Below are 16,486 nucleotides of genomic sequence, written 5' to 3'. Positions count from 1 at the left end.
CTTGCTTATACAATACCTCTCAACACACTTTTCCTTTCTCGCCTCGAGCCTTGCAAAAAGGAACAGGTCTCTTGCTCTGTTTTTTTACAGGCATTCTTATGGTGCTGATATCTCTTGCCACGGGCAACACAGTTTTCTTGACTGTTGCAATTCCAGATGAGGGTGCTTCTAAATCTAAGTCTCTCTCTCCTTCCCGCTCATCTATCTCTCCCCGATATAACTCTATTCTGATGATCAGATGCCTCTTCATTTTTTCAGATCTTTCTGCCTTGTTGTGGTTTTGAATCCCTCTACGTGGTATAGTTGATGATAGTCCTAAATCTAGCTCTTTTTATGGACATCCAAGGACAATTTCGTAAGGAGGCATATCAAGGAGACGCGTTATGGATAAAGAAAATAACATTGTGGATAAAGAAAATAAACTGAAGAACGTCAGGCTCGGTGACCTCCTGGTCAAATCTAACGTTCTCTCGGAAGAACATCTGCAGGCAGCGCTTGAAAAACAGAAAAAAGGGCGAGATAGACTCGGCGAAATTCTCGTAAAAAATGGTTGGCTTACTGAATCTCAACTGATAGAAGCTTTGTCTAATCAACTACATCTCCCCTTAATATCTACAGCTCGCTATCGCCCGATGCCTGATGCGGTACGATTGATTCCCAAACACGTGGCAGAACGCCTACAGGTCCTGCCCCTGTCTATCACCGATGATGGTCATCTCATGGTTGCCACGGCAGACCCTCTGGATCTTTTGGCTGCGGATGAACTTCGTATTCTCTCGGAGACGGAGATCGACTTCAACCTCTGTGCAGCATCTCACATCCGCAGGGACCTGGATCGTATTTACTCCATTCAGGAAAGTCTCGACGACGCTGAGATTGAGGTCATGCATGGCGTCAAGGACGATCCTCCTCCCCTGGGAGACAACGCCATTCAGGACGATTCCTCAGTCGACGATGCTCCGGTAATCAAGATCGTCAATACCATCCTCGAACAGGGTATCAGGGAAGGTTCGTCGGATATTCATATTGAGCCCTTTGAGAAAAACACTCGGGTCCGATTCCGGGTGGATGGTCAGCTCTACAGTGCTCTGGACTTCTCTCGAGGCCTTCATCCTGCGGTGACATCCCGGATCAAGATCATGTCCGGAATCGACATCTCGGAAAAACGAAAGCCCCAGGATGGCCGGATTCTTATTAAGGTTCTGGATCGTCGGGTAGACCTTCGAGTCTCTACGCTGCCGTCGGTGTATGGGGAAAAGACTGTCATCCGGGTGCTGGACCAAAGCGCCGCCATGGTCGGTCTGGAGAAGCTGGGATTTGAATCTCAGGATCGGGATCTCATCGACGACGTACTTCGGTCGCCTTATGGCATCATATTGGTGACAGGGCCCACTGGAAGTGGAAAATCCACCACCCTGTACTCTTTTTTGGACCAGCTCAACAAACCTGAGGTCAACATCATTACCGTCGAGGATCCCGTCGAGTTCTCTATCTCCGGGATCAACCAGGTGCAGGTGGACGAACGGTCTGGCCGAACCTTCAGCTCGGTTCTTCGAGCTATTCTTCGGCAGGATCCAGACATCATCATGCTCGGGGAGATCCGGGATGGTGAGACGGCGAACCTGGCCATCAGGGCGGCTCTCACAGGTCACCTTGTCCTTTCCACTCTCCACACGAACGATGCTACCAGTGCTCCCATTCGGTTGAGCGATATGGGGATCCAACCCTTCCTCGTGGCCTCGTCAGTCAGGGCCGTCATCGCTCAAAGGTTGGTTCGTCGCCTTTGTTCAGCCTGTAAGATGGAGTTCGTCATGAATCCCAACCTCTGTCGGGACCTGGGGCTCCCCGAGGGAAGCAAAGCCTTCCGTCCCGTGGGATGTGATGCTTGTCGAGGCATGGGATACTCCGGTCGGACATCCCTGTTCGAGATTCTTCCCATGAGCGATCCCATCAGGGAAAGGATTCTCTCCCAGGAGAGCTCGGCCGAGATTCGAAATAAGGCGATTGAACTCGGGATGCGAACTCTTCGCCAGGCGGGGCTCGCAAAAGTTCTGAACGGCGTGACCAGCGTCGAAGAGATGATGAATGTCACGCTGTGATGCTGCAATAATGCTGCGGATGGAGTATAATGAAAGCAAAGGTGAGGAGAGAGGAGACCGGTCATGGCATTATCGTCTACAATCGGTGAGCTTCTGGATCGAGTAATTCGAAATGGTGCCAGTGACCTGCACCTGAGTGTCGGCGAATTTCCCGTCATGCGAATCGATGGAGTTCTCGAAAAACTTGACGACACCGGGATAGTGGAAGAGGGGGATATCGAGGAGGTTATGGCAACCATCCTCTCCCAGAACCAACGGGATGCCTTTCAAAAATGGCTGGAGTTGGACTTCAGCTTCTCCCATGATGGAGACGGGGTGGAGGGCCGCTTTCGTGGGAACTGTTACTTCGAGCTGGGCAATCCCGCTATGGCGCTTCGGCTCATCCCGACAGAGATCCGAACCATCGGCGACCTTCTTCTCCCCGAAGCGTTGGTGGAGATCTGCGATCAGAGACGAGGCCTTTTTCTGGTCACCGGCCCCACGGGGCATGGGAAAAGCACCACCCTGGCCGCGTGTCTGCAACACATAAATTTGACCCGAAAGGAACATATCATCACCATCGAAGATCCTATAGAGTATCTTCATAAATCGGAAAATTCCGTCGTCCACCAACGGGAAATCGGCGAGGACACCAAATCATTCGCCGACGCCTTGAAACACGTTCTCCGTCAGGATCCAGACGTCATCCTCATCGGCGAGATGCGAGACCTGGAGACCGTCAGTGCAGCCATAACGGCAGCCGAGACCGGGCACCTGGTCTTCGCGACGCTTCACACCAGGGACGCTCCCCAGTCGGTGGACCGGATTATAGACGTCTTTCCGTCGCATCAGCAGCAACAGGTCCGCCTCCAGTTGGCATCGTCGCTCGTGGGCATCTGCTCCCAACAGCTGGTACCCCTTCATAACGGCGGGCGGATCGTGGTTACCGAGCTTCTTCAGGCTACGGCGGCAGTCCGGCACTGCGTCAAGGAGGGCAAGTCGAGTCAGCTCAAGGGGATCATTCAGACCAGCTTGGACGCTGGAATGCATACCATGGAGCAGGACTTGGCGCGTCTCGTCCTCAGGGGTACCCTGACCCTGGATCAGGCACGTCCCTTCGCATACGACAAAAAGGATCTGGAGCGACTGGTCTTCGAGGGGATGGAATAAGGGATTCATGGGAGGGTTTGCTAGGTCATGAAATTCAATTATCGGGCAAGACGCCAGGACGGCTCGGTGGAGACGGGGAATCTGGACGTCGCTGATTCGGCAGCGGCGGCGACCATTCTTCGGCAAAGAGGTTTTCTGCCTCTGTCCATTGACGCTGTAAAAGGCAGTGCTGCGGCAACAAGGCGCACGTCAGCTTCCGTACTTAAAAAGAAGAAGGGCTCCTCTGATCTGAGCTTTATGGACAAGCTGTCCATGATCGGTACCGTGCCGGTGAAGGACAAGGCTGTCTTCTTTCGTCAGCTGGCCACCATGATCAAGGCAGGAGTCACTATCGGGGGGTCTTTGGATATCCTGATAGAGCAGACGAAGAACAAACGTTTGGCCTACGCCATCTCCCAGGTCAAAAAAGAGGTCGATGGGGGGGTGTCCATCAGTCGGGCCATGTCCACTCGATCCATCTTTCCTCCCCTGGCCGTCTCCATCATCCGGGCTGGCGAGGAGGGGGGCTCGTTGGACGAGAGTATGGAGCGAGTGGCCGACTTTCTCGAGCGCCAGAACGCCCTCCAGAAAAAGATCGTCTCGGCCAGTACGTACCCGGCGGTGGTCATGTTCTTCGCACTGGTGGTGGTGGTCGTGCTGATCACGGTGATCATGCCAAAATTCTCTAAGGTATTCAAAAACCTGGGAGTGGAGCTTCCTAAGATGACCAAGATTCTCTTTGCAGTGGGGATCTGGTCTGCCGAAAACTGGCCTATCCTGCTCGTTGCGACGCTGATTCTGGTGGGAATCATCGTTTTTCTGGCGAGGTGGACCCCCACCAGACCCTTTATGGATCGGGTCAAGCTCAGGCTTCCGGTCTTCGGCGGGCTCCTTTTTCAGGCCTGCATCGCCCGGACGACCCGTACCCTCTCGTCCTTGACCCACTCGGGGATCCCCATCCTTCAGGCTCTGGATATGACCGGAGACGTAGCAGGCAACGTGGTCTTTCAGACAGCCTTCGACGACCTGGAGGCCGCTGCCCGAAAGGGCCGGGGGCTGGGTGAGACCGCTCGGGGGATCAAAATTTTCCCTCCCATGGTGGCCCATATGCTTCGTGTGGGGGAGGAGACCGGTCAGGTGGACGATATGCTGGCCAAGGTGGCCGACTGGTTCGAGATGGAGCTGGACGAGACCATCAAGCGTCTTACGTCCATTCTTGAGCCAGTACTGATCGTCTTCGTCGGCGTGGTCGTGGGAGCGGTGGCCATGGCTATCTTCTCGCCGATCGTCACAGCCATTCAGACTATGCTATAATATCTTCAGACTGTGCTATAATATCTTAGTGCATCACGCCCCCCTGGGGGGGCGATGAGCAGAACCATCTATATATTATTATTTTTTTAGGAGGTACCATCATGAACAGTTTCATCAGAAAGGCGCGTAAGTCCCGTGGATTCACCCTTGTCGAGCTCCTCATCGTCATCATCATCATCGGCATTCTGGCCGGTGCGATGCTGCTCGTCGCAGGCAGCAGCACCGACAAGGCCAACGCCACCAAGATCGTGAGCAACCTTCGTACCATCAAAGCAGCAGCTCTCCTGTATTACGCTGACAACAACAACTGGCCGACGATCGGGGGGATCGGTTCCCAGCTCGATAGTTACATCGACCGAGATCTGACTGGAGACCCCGACTTGACTTACTCCTTCGTTGCGGGTACTGCAGGGGGCGATATATACATCCAGGTTGCTTTAGCCAACGCTTATGCCGTCGGGGGTGTTCAGACGGCCTTGGCCGACATGGCAGGAAAATCAGGCCTCTGTCAGGATGCCGCTGGAGTGGTATATTCCACCGGCACCAACGTTCTCATGGTCGTGAAGTAAGCGGGAAAAGTTTAATACTCTTTTGCCATGAGACGGTCCGCTTTCTCCCTCGTTGAGGTTCTTATCGCCGTGGTCATCCTGACTATCTGCCTGTTTGGTCTGGCCACCGTTCCGGTGGTCACCACCAGACTCATGGTGAATGACCTGGAGCAGGAGAGGGCGACTGCCGTCGCTATGGCCCGGCTTGAGGAGGTGGAGCCCCAGTCCTTAACGGGGGGCTCCATCTCCGGTTCTGAACGGGGGTACGCCTGGACCAGGACAGTGACTCCCCAGGGAGCAGACCTGTGGACCGTGTCGATGGACGTGGCCTGGCAGGGAGTTCGGGGTCCCAAGACCCTGAGTCTGGGCCGGGACTACGGCCCGGCCTCGGTCCGGGAGGGGGTGGCACCATGGTGAGGATGAGACGGGGTCTCACCTTCGTGGAGCTGCTCATAGCTCTCATCATCGTCGGTATATTGGGTGGGGTCTCCACGACGTTTTTATACACATTTATGGATAATTTCGATCAGTCGTCCCAGTACACCACGGCTTTGGAGCGGGGGCAGATGGTCTTCTCCATCCTGGAACCAGCTATCCTGGCGTGTGGGTGGGGCGTCCCATCCTCGCCTGACCGATTCGCGGCGGCCTTTGCAGCTGATTCGAACCTGGGAAAGCCCGGATGGACGTTACCCATGAACGTCGTGAATCGGGGCAGCCTTTCAGGAGCTGAGCTTCGATTGGTCTATGGCGTGGCCCTTCGAAAGGAGACCTCCGCTATGGTGGATCTGCTCCCCGGGGCGATGGTCATCGTCCCTCTGTTGGGTACAGATGTCCCGGACGTGAGCACGGCATATCGCAGATATGGGAGTTTCCCCTCAGTTCGTTATCCCGCAAAACTTTCCTCTCCCACGGCTGGATCGATACATGCCAGCTATAGGGGGCCTGTGCCCATCACCACTGCCTGCTCTGACCCTTTGATACTTCTGCGGACCATGGATGTCTACGTGCAGAACGACGTCCTCTATGTGGCGGATAACATGAGCCCTGCTCAGCCGGTGGTTCGTGGCGTGGAGAAGATCTACTTCGAGAGACTGCCGGGCAACGTGCTTCGAGTGTCGGTGCTTACTCGGGGCGACGATGCCTGTGATCCAACCCTTCAGGCTCCCGTGAATTGGCCTCGGTCCCAGGACGTTCCAGTCTCGACCGACTATAATCACAGACTTGTTCTCTCCGTCGGCACATGGAGGGCCCGAAACCAATGAGACGCCCGGGTCTCGCTCTGCCCATGGTGCTGGTGCTCCTTCTCGTGGGCTCGGCTCTGGTGGGCACGGCCTTTTATCTGGTGGATCTTCGCAGCTCCTCCACCATCCGGGAGCTGCGCCGAATGGACGCCTACAGTCTGGGACTTTCTGAAATAGAGCGCATGGTGGCCCGCCTCAATACCGAGCTGGACGCCGGTCGGGTTCCACGAAACAAGGAGGGCGACGGTTTCGTCTCCCAGTGGGATGATACGTCAGACGACGTCCCCTTCGATGTCCTGGCTGCCCGAATCTCCGGAGACATGGCGGTAACGCGCACTAATTCCCAAAAAAACTCGGCGTTGACCGTGCTCTATGATCTGGTGTACCGTCACAACGGTCTCACTCCCCTGCCCAACATTCCGCCCCAATATCAAGATCTCACCCAGCCCCAGCCCCCGGGTTTTTCGGTGGTCGCACAAAATCAGGCACAACTGGGTCAACGAAGGCTGACATATATGGTTCGAACCAGGGTAGACGATGGCGAAGGTCATGTTGTAACCCTGGAACAGGTTATTCAGAGATGGTTCTGAGGAGGTGCTTCCGATGGCAAATAAACGATTTTCACGTCGGGTTCTGACCGCCCTTTTGGTCGGAGTCCTTGTTCTGGGAGGATCCCTCCTCCCCCGAGTGGCAGCTTGGTCTGACCCGGTTCTCCCCAGTATATTGAAGAATATCCCCAAGGAGTACACTAACCCGGTGGTCTCGAACGTCCTCCTTCTTCTGGATACCAGCGGCTCAATGGCGTTTTCCATGTTGCATGGTGATAGATGCTGGGGCGATGGAAGCCATCCGTGGAAGTATCGAAACCTTTGGCAGATCTATTACGGACGGGACCTCAACTCTTCGAACAACGATATCGCAAATCCGTATAACTACTACACGCCCTGTACATACCGCTACCTGCCTCAGGCAGGAGATCCGAACGGAGAGCTGCATAAGACCGAACAGCTGGTTCCCAACGATAGTCGAATGTACGCTCTCAAGAAGGCCCTCTGGTATATTTTTACCGATCCGTCGCTGGTGGAGGGGCTTAACGTGGGTGTCGCCACGTATTATCAGTGGAAAGGCCCCTCCAGAGCACATTGGTATCGAGGGTACCCATATGGCGATTCCAACAAGTATTTTGTCTCTTGGTCCTATGATACGAGTGTAAGAACAGCAAGATTACGAGTTCCTTTTGGGAGAATACCGCCCTTCCAGTACAACGCCGGGGATTTTCAACTCGGTGTACCCGACGCTTTGACCAATTCAAACCAGTGGTATCGTCTTCTCTCCCTGATCGATGGCTGGGAAAACGGCAATAATCCCGAGCTTCGGGCCAACGGAGCGACACCCCTGGCCTCGTCCATATATAGAAATGACAGCAATGAGACGGCCACGGGATACCTCAAAAGCCAAATTTGCTATCCCTGCCAGCAGAGCTGGTTGATCGTTCTCACCGACGGTCAGGACAGTTATACGAACCATCCCGAAGATGCGGTACAGAGTGCCTACAACGCATACAGCTCATGGACCACGCCGTACGGTCCTGTCGATGAACCCATTCGGACCTTCGTTATTGGTCTGACTCAGAGTGATAGTCTGATGAGGACCTTACATGACATGGCCTATGAGGGGCGGGCCTGGGAGGTTGATACCACAATTCCTGAACATGCAGCGGCGTTTAAGGCATCGGATACCGAAAGTTTGTTACAAGCCTTTCAGTCGATCTTCAGGACCATCAATAAAAGTGGGGCCTCATCGGGCGCGGCTCCTCTGGTGAATACAGACAAGGTCAATGCCTCAGGGGACGTGGTCTACTCTTTGTCCTGCGTTCCTTTGTCCAACGGCGCGTGGCCGGGGAACCTCTACAAAAAACGCTACATCAAGAAGGAAGCCACGGGCCCCGGTGCCACAAGCGGGGATTATACCTACGAGACGATTGAAATCTGGGACGCTGAGGCTGGAATCCTGGCGCAGGGCTGGGAGAATCGAGTGATCTTGTACCCTCAATGGACGGGGTCGGGAGGAACGCCTGTATCGAAGAATCTCTCTCCCTTCGATGCTACTCCTGCCTCCGCTCAGGCTATCGCCAATGCGGCAGGTGTACCGGTCTCGCAGGATATAGCTTTTGTCCGGTGGGTTCGTGGTGGAGACTGGGCAAGTTCATCCACCAGACCTCACCCCCTGCTGGATGCCTACAAGGGAGGCCTGCTCCGTCTTGGACCTCCGCCGGGGATCCGATCAGACAGCGACTTTACTCAATTTGCGTGGGATCATCGAGATCGGGATACGGTGATCTATTCGCAGGGGAACGACGGCATTGTCCACTGTTTTGCAGATCAGGATGGCTCAGAACTCTGGGGGGTCGTCCCTCCTAATGTCCTGCATAACGGACGGATGAGGAGACTGATCGGTTCCCCGGGAAGTGAGAACAACGGTTGTTCTGTATATCTCCTGGCAGGGCCCATTGTCGCTGAGGACGTAAAGATGACCGGAACGATAAACAGTTATCGAACGATCCTGCTGGGGTCTCTGGGCTACGGTGGTACCGGGCTCTATGCTTTGGACGTGACCGATCCGACCAAGCCCGGATTCCTCTGGGCCAGGGATAGTTTTGTCTACGATGGCAATAATTTCACCGCGACAAATTCCGATCTGTGGTGGAGAGGAACCACTTTTGGGGCTTCCCTTGTTCAGGGGCCTTTGGTAACGAGTTCGAACCGGCTCCCCGATTTGCGACGTGTGATCGGTAAGCCCTTTATCGGGTGGTTCGGCCATCAGAGTGCCCCTTCTTGGGTCGCTTTCTTTGGTGCTGGTGCAGGTCTTAAAAATCCCCCCGAAGCTGACGGTTCGATTACATTCCTCCATAGCGGCGATCGAGGAGGCAGAGCCGTATATGCCATAAGAGCCGATGATGGTTCTGTTGATGCTGCCTTTACTCATTCTGATATGGGTGAGGTCCTAGCGACCCCGTCGGTTTTAGCTCAAACCACTCTGGGAAAGTACCTGAAGATCGATACCGCTTATGTGGGTGACTCCAAAGGACAGGTCTGGTGTATCGTTCCCGAGGAGATCATGCCAGTTCGAAAGGTCGCCGATCTCGGTATCGGCGGGTCCTCCCCCCCACCTTTAGCGCAACAGGTTGACTTGGGGCGCGACGTGGCGGGTAATCTGTGGATTTTCGGTGCCACCGGAGACGATAAGGAACTCTGTGTTCGGGGGACGACTGCGCCGTCTAACATCCTCTTCGCTTTTCCCGACTCCGAAGATAAAGTGATGAGGAGGTCCGATCTGGAACAGCTTATCGGTAGTGGAGGCACTTCCAAGAGGAAGGGCTGGTTCCTCCACTTGGCAACGAACGAGACGGTGAGCGCTCGTCCCAAGCTGCACCGAGGGTTGTACATCGCTGCTACGTTCAGGGAGGATCCTACGGGTAACCCCTGTAACCCGGGTGTCTCTCGGTTGTACTTCATGGATGCCTTCAGCGGCGAGGGCAAATGGACGTCGAACGCCAGGTATCATGAGATACCGGGTATCAAGATTACCGGTATTCAGGCCACAGGCAACAAGATATATCTGGGTGTTCAAAACCCCACCGAGAAGAGAGTGGAAAAGAACGATGCGGTTCTTCAGGAGCAAAAGACAAAGACCGATCCATCGGGAGCTGTGATCTCCATGGAGCTCCCCGAGGTCTCCGGCCCCGCCTCTTCCTCTCTGCTTCTTCGGTCCCTGTATTGGCATAGATTTCATTAGAACCTGTCGCTCCCAGACAAGGGAGCGACAGGCTCTGATCACGACGACGGAGGTCACGCTCTTATGCTATGGAAAACAAAGGAGAAAAGTAAATCCCGTGCCGGCTTGACCCTTATGGCCGGCGGTCTGTATTATCTTGAGCTTGAAGCTCAGGGGCGCTTCCCGTCGGTCGTCCAATATCAGTTTGTCTCCTACCCAAAACCAGCGATGAACCAGGAATCCCTGGTGGACGTCTCGGCAGCCGTTGATGCGATCAAGGAACTTTCCGGCAGAATCGGAGGTTTCTCGTGCCCGGTGGCTCTGGGAATTCCATCCCGGGATGTGATGATGCGTAACATTGAAATGCCTGCCATGGAACTCGCCATGGCCAAGGAGGCCCTGTTCTGGGAGTTCGAGAAGCACTTCCCGTACCCGGCCTCGGAGGCGTTATACGACGTGGCCCCTATAGATCTTCCCGGTCCTCCATCCGAGCTCTCTCCCCTTTTGGTGGTGTCGGTCCGGCAGGAGAGGATTCAACCTCTTCTCGATGCGGCAAGTCTTATGGATATTCCGCTGTCGGCCGTTGAACCGAACAGCACAGCGATATTTCGAGCGACTATGAAGGGGTTCCCGCTCCAGGACAAGGGGTCTTTGCTGCTGGTCGTGTCCTCTGACGCCATACAGATCGTCATCGGCTATCAGGAGAGCTGTCTCTTCTATCGGGCGGTTCCTTTTGCCCCCGGTGCCGGATCGGTGGACGCAATTATCACCCGTCTCATCAGCGAGATCCAGGCCACCGTCAACTACATAAAAACCCTCTTCCGCCATATTCAGATTGGCGGCATCGTCTTTGCCGGGGATCGATCTCTCAAGGACCACGTGACGCCCCGGCTTGAACAGCAGTTTCAGATGGACGTCCACGTTGCCGATCCCTGGAATAACTGGTCTATCTCAGGAGCTCCCGATGAGCCTGGCGATTCCGAGGCCGTGGTGGGCCTGGCTGTGAGGGATATGATATGATAAAAATCAATCTTTTACCCGAGGAGTACAAAACCGTCGATAAAAAGGGATGGACCATCGGTCGCCCACGATATGTTCTTGGCTTCGGGCTCTGTCTTATAACTGTCCTGGTAGGGCTGGGGACTGTGGCTTTTGGTCTCTTCCAATTTCGTTCTCTCTCTCATGAAAAGGACGCTGTTCGCCTGGAACAGCAGGTGCTTATGGTTCAAGGAAAGAAGCTGGACAAAGAACTGGAGAAGCTGAGGGAGAAAGAAGCTCTGATGGACGTTACGACCACACTGTTAGGGAGTGATCTGCCTTTGCTTGAGATATTCAAACAGCTTGAGTTATCCCTGCCTGACGGAGTCTGGCTTGAATCCCTTGAGGCACGAGCCGGGGAGACTAGGTTCACCGGCTTTTCGTACAACGAGAACGACGTGGTCCTCTTCGCTACAGGTTTAATGCAGTCGCCGGTGATCAGCCAGGTTGGTTTCCCCAATACGCGACGGGTCACCGTGGATGATGAAAGCCTGGTGGAGTTCCGGCTCGTTTGTTCCCTGGGCTCCAATATTACGAAGAAGGAGGCGGCTGCACCGTGAACATGAGGTCGAAATGGCTTCTGGCGTCGGGGTTTCTCCTGTTGCCTCTAGCCCTGTTGGTGGGAGCGACGGTCCTCTCACGAGAAGTGAAGATCTCTCGTGCTGAGCTGGATCAGTTAAGGCACCAAAAGGAGCTTCAGCAACGGCATGTGCTGCTCACCGAACGTCGGATCAAGAACTACAAGGAAATTCTGGGAGCTCTGGAAGAAGCTCGTACTCTTGACGTCCCCGTAAACGATGTGAACCTCTTCTCTCTCGTCCAAAAACAGCTCACGATCAACGGGATGCTCTCCCGATTGATCGATGAGACAAAAGGAACGGTGACTACCGACGATCTTCATCCTAGTAAGGGTGTCAAGATCAGCTTTGAGGGCCCCTACGAGGGGTTTATCCGAACCCTGGCTGATTGGCGAAAGCTCAGCATAGCCCTGCGGGTTCAGCATCTGGTCCTCTCCCAACATGAGGGGAACTTTGTCCGGGGCGATATCGTCCTGGAGACCGTGACCGGGAGATAATGTCATGAGAAGCGTCTATGATGGTAACGACGAGGGATTGTTGTACTTTATTTTTGAGGACCCATCGTCCTCGTCCCGGATTTTTCGTTTTTTCATGGCTCTGTTGATGATCGGGACCCTGGCTGGCAGTGGATTCGCTTTCTACCAGATGCAAAACGTGGTGACGACACCGGAAAAACACCTGCCCCCGGTCCAATTCAAAAAAGTGACCAAGGAACGGGAGGCCTTGGAGACCAAGGCCTCAATCTACAAAGGTATTCTGGCCAGACGTCGGGATAGTCAGAACCTTGCGGAGCATATTTTGTCCATCGAACGGAACCCCCTGGCCAAACTGAGGAGCCCCAGTGACCTCCCCCTGGCCACGCCTGAGCCCTCTGCTGCCGATTTGGAGGCCCTTCCTCCTTTGGTGGTCGTGAGAGCAGTTATGGTCATGCCTGGCAAGGCAGCGGCCGTTGTCGATATAGACGGAGTGGGACAGGGAATCGTAGTTCGTAAGGGGACCTCTTTCTCGGGAGGAAAGGGGCGTTTCCTTTCTATACGGGCTAAAAAAATTGTCTTTCGATGGCGGGGTAAACCTGTATCGGTGCCTGTGGAGCTGTGATCAGCAATAAAGTAGTAGAACAGAGGAGGACGGGACAACGTGAAGAAAAAAGCAATGATCTGTAGTCTTATTATCCTGGTATCAATCGTGTCTATGGCCTGGGGGTCGTCCGATCCGCTTCCGGCCACGGACCTCCCGTCGATCTCAGGTTTGCTGCCTCAACAGGCGGGAGCCGATCGCTTGTCCCTGACAATCCGAGGTACCGACATGCCCCTGCCGGAAGTTGTAGCCAGTGGCCCGGGTTTTTTGGATTTCTTTTTTCGGGATACGCTAATCCCGTCGTCTGAGTGGTCCCGAGAGTACTCTCTGCCACTCCTGAAGAAAATATCCATAGAGAACGTCAAGGGAGGTCTTCGACTTCGGCTCGTGACAGAGGAGGAGCTTGTCGTCAAGAAGATCGTCGGAGTTTCTCCGTCGAACCGGTATACCGTTGAACTTCGAGCAAGGCGAGCTCCCGTTCAGGACGGACCATACAAAAAGCCAGTTACAGTTCCGGCTGTGGATTCCTCTGACCCCTTCCAAACCACAAAAAAGATCACCATCGACTTTCGGGATGCCGACCTGCAGGACGTTTTCCGAATGGTCGGTGAGATGATGAACATGAACATCCTTCTGGATCCCTCAGTCGCTCAATCTTCGATGGTGACGATGAAATTTGAAAACGCTCCTCTCAAGGAAGTTTTCGGCTATCTCATGCGCTCCTACGGCCTGACATATGCCAAGTTGGGGCGGACGCTGATTATCGGCACTCCCGAGGGAGTCTCCAAGGCAACAGGAGAGGTGAAGACCAGGGGCTTCCACGTGGCCTACGCCGACATGAAGACTCTCCCCGATACTCTGGCCCCCCTTACAGGTGTGGCGAAGGACAAGATCACCGTGGACGAGCGTCTGCGTCAAGTCTTCGTCAAAGCATCAGAGGGACAGCTTCGGGAGGTGGAGCGTGTTCTTCAAACCCTGGATCATCCAGGACTTCAGGTGATGCTTCGTGCCCGGATCGTCGAGATTAACGACGAGGCATCGGATAAGCTGGAGGCTCTCCTGAACGCTGTATACAAGCATTGGTGGTTGAGTACCGATCCTAATGACGCTGCAGGGGGGTATTTTTACACTAAGGATCCGAACGCATATAATTTTCCTCAAGAACTGAAGGTACCTGATATCGGAATAGGAACTATTCGACTTCTGGATGCTGGTCTTAAGGCTCTCGTTACTGAAAATAAGGCTAAGGTTCTCGCTAACCCGTCGGTGGTGACCCTGAGCGGCTCCAAGGCATCCATCAAATTGGTCAAAAAATACAAATACGTCTCAGGTAAAGACGATGCAGGCAACCCCACATACGCTGACGAGGAGGTAGGGCCTCAGCTGGAGTTCACTCCTGTGGTGGGACGGGACGGCATTATATCCGTAGAACTGGCCATATCCACAGGAGATATCCTTCGCTGGCGGAGCGGTGGTCGGGACATTGAGGTTCCTGAGACCAGCGAACGAAACGTAAATACCTCGGTTCGGGTAAAAGACGGCGAACCTTTCGTCGTGGGGGGACTTTTCAGCGAGACCCATTCGACGGTTACGACTAAGATTCCCGTGCTTGGCGATCTTCCCCTGTTGGGTGAGATGTTCCGGTCGTCCAGAAAAAAAGACAACCGCTCCGAGGTTGTCATGGTGGTTATCCCCTATATTCTCGATATCAAGGAGGGGGCTGTGGAGAAATGGGATCTGTAAAGGGAACCTCTAAAAACTGAGAAACTTGCCTCAGGTCATTTCGACGGAACCCATTCGAGGTTCGTATTTTTGACTTGCCGTCGTGAAGTATCGACTGGGGCGAGGCGGATGTCGCCCCAAGCCGAGAGGGCATAGAATGTGCTCTTCGAGGCGACGCTACGGAGCCGGCAGGTCAAAACTATGTCTGGGCGAGACAGGGCTCTGGTGGAACGACCTGAGGATGAGAGACTGGAAGACTCGGATGTTATTTTTTAGAGGTACCCTAAAAAGATATCTTTTCCCATGGGCATTGACAGAGACCGTCAGCGGTCCGTATGATAAACGGGTTACGACTGAATATCTACAAGGGAGGTAACCCATGGCACAGGTAGTGGATACGAGCAAGTTTTATCCAGGAATTAAAATAGTATGGCAGGACGGCCTTTGGGAGGTCGTTGAGTTTCAGCACCACAAGATGGGCAGAGGGGGTGCGGTGATCAAGACCAAGCTCAAAAACCTTGATACCGGCACTATCATCGAAAACGCTTTTCGCTCTGGCGAGAAATTTGATCGTATCATTTTCGATGAGCGTCCCGCTCAGTTTCTCTATCAGGACGGTGAGAGCTACGTTTTTATGGACATGGTCAACTATGATCAGATTTATCTGTCCAGCGATATGTTGAGCCGCACAGTGAGCTATCTCACCGATAATCTGGAGGTGACCCTTCAGATGTACGGGGAGCGTATCATGGGCATCGATCTGCCAAACAGCGTAGTGTTGAAGATCATTGAGACATCGCCTAACTTCAAGGGGGATACGGCCTCCGGTGGTGGCAAGCCAGCCACGACTGAGACAGGTCTGACAGTGACGGTTCCGATGTTTGTCGAGAACGGCGAGGATATCGTTGTCGATACTCGAACCGGCGCCTATCTGGAACGGGCTAAGAAGTAATTTTCCTTCATAGTTACTACAAACGAAATTGGAGGTGGAACGATGAGTGCCAGAGAGAGAATCGCCTATGTCAAAGGGCTGCTCAAAGGGAGACCACCGGAAGATGAGTACGATCGGGTTCTCTACGGTGCTATCGTTCATGCCTTGGACGCCTTGGCGGATCAACTGGACGAACAGGCCGACTCCCTCGTTATTGCAACGGAGGACCTGGAGGATCTTGCGGATTACTGCGAGGATCTGGGTGAGGAACTTGAATCCTTGGAAGATATCTGGAGCCAGCAGCTTTATGCTACGGACGAAGGATCTGGAGAGATGGAGGAGGCTCCCTGTCGCTCCATTATCTGTCCCGCCTGTTCTACCGTGTTTTACTGCTGTTCAGAGATATTTGAGGACGGAGAGATGATCCAGTGTCCAGGGTGTAAACGCTCATTCCTGCCATCTGAGGTGGAGCTGGAGGAGGAATAATCCATGGACGAGTTCAATCAAACGGCTGAATCCCAGAGTATGGGGCTTGACCGGGCGGTGGACGACCCAGAACGGGAGAACACAGGCACTCAGGGTCATGTTCATATATCGGAGGATGTGATTACGGAGTTGGCTCGTCAGTCTCTGCGGCGAGTTCCAGGTATTCAGCCTGCCACATCGGGTATTGGGTCAAAGTTGGGACTGGGGCGCAAGGTGACCGAAGGGGTGAAGGTCGCCGTCGACGAAGGGGAGAATCCTTCGATCTCGGTTGATGCTTTTCTTGTGGTTCGCTACGGTCTTCGTATTCCTGATCTGGCATGGGATGTGCAGGAAAAGGTGAAGAACGACCTGGAGAGGACGACAGGATACGCCGTTAAGGGGGTCAATATCTACGTTCAGGGGATTTATTTCAACGATCCCACACCGGAGCCCGAGGTTTCTCAAATCGTTGGGGACGAGGCCTTGGATGCCGATCTTACCATTGAAACAGTGGGACCGGATGGCCACCTTCCTGGAGATCACGAGGACGATTGAGGGTCGGCTCGGATTC

Annotated in this window: 17 protein-coding genes; all 17 read left to right on the top strand. The window is 54.1% G+C overall.

What is annotated here, in order from left to right:
* Positions 1–284 (top strand): hypothetical protein (locus CSA35_03735; protein PIE54984.1); only part of this gene is annotated, 284 nt, incomplete at its 5' end.
* 99 nt (positions 285–383) lie between these two features.
* Positions 384–2,099, top strand: a complete 1,716-nt coding sequence (locus CSA35_03730) for a type II secretion system protein GspE (GenBank protein PIE54983.1) — start codon at positions 384–386, stop codon at positions 2,097–2,099.
* Between the two features lie 63 nt (positions 2,100–2,162).
* Entirely contained in the window at positions 2,163–3,248 is a 1,086-nt protein-coding gene (locus CSA35_03725) for a type IV pili twitching motility protein PilT (protein PIE54982.1), read from the top strand.
* Positions 3,249–3,275: 27 nt separating this feature from the next.
* On the top strand, positions 3,276–4,541 hold the full coding sequence (locus tag CSA35_03720) for a secretion system protein (protein PIE54981.1): 1,266 nt from the start codon (positions 3,276–3,278) through the stop codon (positions 4,539–4,541).
* A 101-nt stretch (positions 4,542–4,642) separates the two neighbouring features.
* Positions 4,643–5,110, top strand: coding sequence for a prepilin-type cleavage/methylation domain-containing protein (locus CSA35_03715; GenBank protein PIE54980.1), 468 nt, complete (start codon positions 4,643–4,645; stop codon positions 5,108–5,110).
* Between the two features lie 27 nt (positions 5,111–5,137).
* A complete protein-coding gene (locus CSA35_03710; protein PIE54979.1) occupies positions 5,138–5,506 on the top strand; it encodes a hypothetical protein in 369 nt (122 codons plus the stop codon).
* Positions 5,500–6,351 carry a hypothetical protein gene (locus tag CSA35_03705; protein ID PIE54978.1) on the top strand — a complete coding sequence of 284 codons (852 nt, stop codon included), beginning with the start codon at positions 5,500–5,502 and terminating at the stop codon, positions 6,349–6,351. The genes CSA35_03710 and CSA35_03705 overlap by 7 nt, the downstream gene beginning before the upstream one ends.
* Entirely contained in the window at positions 6,348–6,920 is a 573-nt protein-coding gene (locus CSA35_03700; protein PIE54977.1) for a hypothetical protein, read from the top strand. The genes CSA35_03705 and CSA35_03700 overlap by 4 nt, the downstream gene beginning before the upstream one ends.
* A 13-nt stretch (positions 6,921–6,933) precedes the next feature.
* Positions 6,934–10,125 (top strand): hypothetical protein, encoded by a 3,192-nt coding sequence (locus tag CSA35_03695; protein ID PIE54976.1) that lies wholly within the window; start codon positions 6,934–6,936, stop codon positions 10,123–10,125.
* Positions 10,126–10,188: 63 nt separating this feature from the next.
* Positions 10,189–11,124 (top strand): hypothetical protein, encoded by a 936-nt coding sequence (locus tag CSA35_03690; protein PIE54975.1) that lies wholly within the window; start codon positions 10,189–10,191, stop codon positions 11,122–11,124.
* A complete protein-coding gene (locus CSA35_03685; protein PIE54974.1) occupies positions 11,121–11,702 on the top strand; it encodes a hypothetical protein in 582 nt (193 codons plus the stop codon). Before CSA35_03690 ends, CSA35_03685 begins: the two co-directional genes overlap by 4 nt.
* Complete coding sequence (locus tag CSA35_03680; protein PIE54973.1) at positions 11,699–12,217, top strand: hypothetical protein; 519 nt, start codon at positions 11,699–11,701, stop codon at positions 12,215–12,217. The genes CSA35_03685 and CSA35_03680 overlap by 4 nt, the downstream gene beginning before the upstream one ends.
* Before the next feature lie 4 nt (positions 12,218–12,221).
* Entirely contained in the window at positions 12,222–12,818 is a 597-nt protein-coding gene (locus CSA35_03675) for a hypothetical protein (protein PIE54972.1), read from the top strand.
* A 39-nt stretch (positions 12,819–12,857) separates the two neighbouring features.
* Positions 12,858–14,540: a secretion protein gene (locus CSA35_03670; protein ID PIE54971.1), complete on the top strand. Its 1,683-nt coding sequence runs from the start codon at positions 12,858–12,860 to the stop codon at positions 14,538–14,540.
* A 358-nt stretch (positions 14,541–14,898) separates the two neighbouring features.
* Complete coding sequence (efp, locus tag CSA35_03665) at positions 14,899–15,471, top strand: elongation factor P (GenBank protein PIE54970.1); 573 nt, start codon at positions 14,899–14,901, stop codon at positions 15,469–15,471.
* Between the two features lie 42 nt (positions 15,472–15,513).
* Complete coding sequence (locus CSA35_03660; protein ID PIE54969.1) at positions 15,514–15,936, top strand: hypothetical protein; 423 nt, start codon at positions 15,514–15,516, stop codon at positions 15,934–15,936.
* A gap of 3 nt (positions 15,937–15,939) precedes the next feature.
* Entirely contained in the window at positions 15,940–16,470 is a 531-nt protein-coding gene (locus CSA35_03655) for an Asp23/Gls24 family envelope stress response protein (GenBank protein ID PIE54968.1), read from the top strand.
* Positions 16,471–16,486: the final 16 nt, after the last annotated feature.

This window comes from Dethiosulfovibrio peptidovorans (genome assembly GCA_002748665.1).
Lineage (GTDB): Bacteria > Synergistota > Synergistia > Synergistales > Dethiosulfovibrionaceae > Dethiosulfovibrio > Dethiosulfovibrio peptidovorans_A.
This window is presented reverse-complemented; position numbering and strand designations above follow the sequence as displayed.

Excerpts from the sequence above, each read along its gene's own strand:
- CSA35_03710 (PIE54979.1), top strand. The coding sequence starts at position 5,138 with ATGAGACGGTCCGCTTTCTCCCTCGTTGAGGTTCTTATCGCCGTGGTC.
- efp (PIE54970.1), top strand. The coding sequence starts at position 14,899 with ATGGCACAGGTAGTGGATACGAGCAAGTTTTATCCAGGAATTAAAATA.
- CSA35_03730 (PIE54983.1), top strand. The coding sequence starts at position 384 with ATGGATAAAGAAAATAACATTGTGGATAAAGAAAATAAACTGAAGAAC.
- CSA35_03685 (PIE54974.1), top strand. The coding sequence starts at position 11,121 with ATGATAAAAATCAATCTTTTACCCGAGGAGTACAAAACCGTCGATAAA.
- CSA35_03695 (PIE54976.1), top strand. The coding sequence starts at position 6,934 with ATGGCAAATAAACGATTTTCACGTCGGGTTCTGACCGCCCTTTTGGTC.
- CSA35_03715 (PIE54980.1), top strand. The coding sequence starts at position 4,643 with ATGAACAGTTTCATCAGAAAGGCGCGTAAGTCCCGTGGATTCACCCTT.
- CSA35_03705 (PIE54978.1), top strand. The coding sequence starts at position 5,500 with ATGGTGAGGATGAGACGGGGTCTCACCTTCGTGGAGCTGCTCATAGCT.
- CSA35_03660 (PIE54969.1), top strand. The coding sequence starts at position 15,514 with ATGAGTGCCAGAGAGAGAATCGCCTATGTCAAAGGGCTGCTCAAAGGG.
- CSA35_03655 (PIE54968.1), top strand. The coding sequence starts at position 15,940 with ATGGACGAGTTCAATCAAACGGCTGAATCCCAGAGTATGGGGCTTGAC.
- CSA35_03720 (PIE54981.1), top strand. The coding sequence starts at position 3,276 with ATGAAATTCAATTATCGGGCAAGACGCCAGGACGGCTCGGTGGAGACG.
- CSA35_03700 (PIE54977.1), top strand. The coding sequence starts at position 6,348 with ATGAGACGCCCGGGTCTCGCTCTGCCCATGGTGCTGGTGCTCCTTCTC.
- CSA35_03725 (PIE54982.1), top strand. The coding sequence starts at position 2,163 with ATGGCATTATCGTCTACAATCGGTGAGCTTCTGGATCGAGTAATTCGA.
- CSA35_03675 (PIE54972.1), top strand. The coding sequence starts at position 12,222 with ATGAGAAGCGTCTATGATGGTAACGACGAGGGATTGTTGTACTTTATT.
- CSA35_03690 (PIE54975.1), top strand. The coding sequence starts at position 10,189 with ATGCTATGGAAAACAAAGGAGAAAAGTAAATCCCGTGCCGGCTTGACC.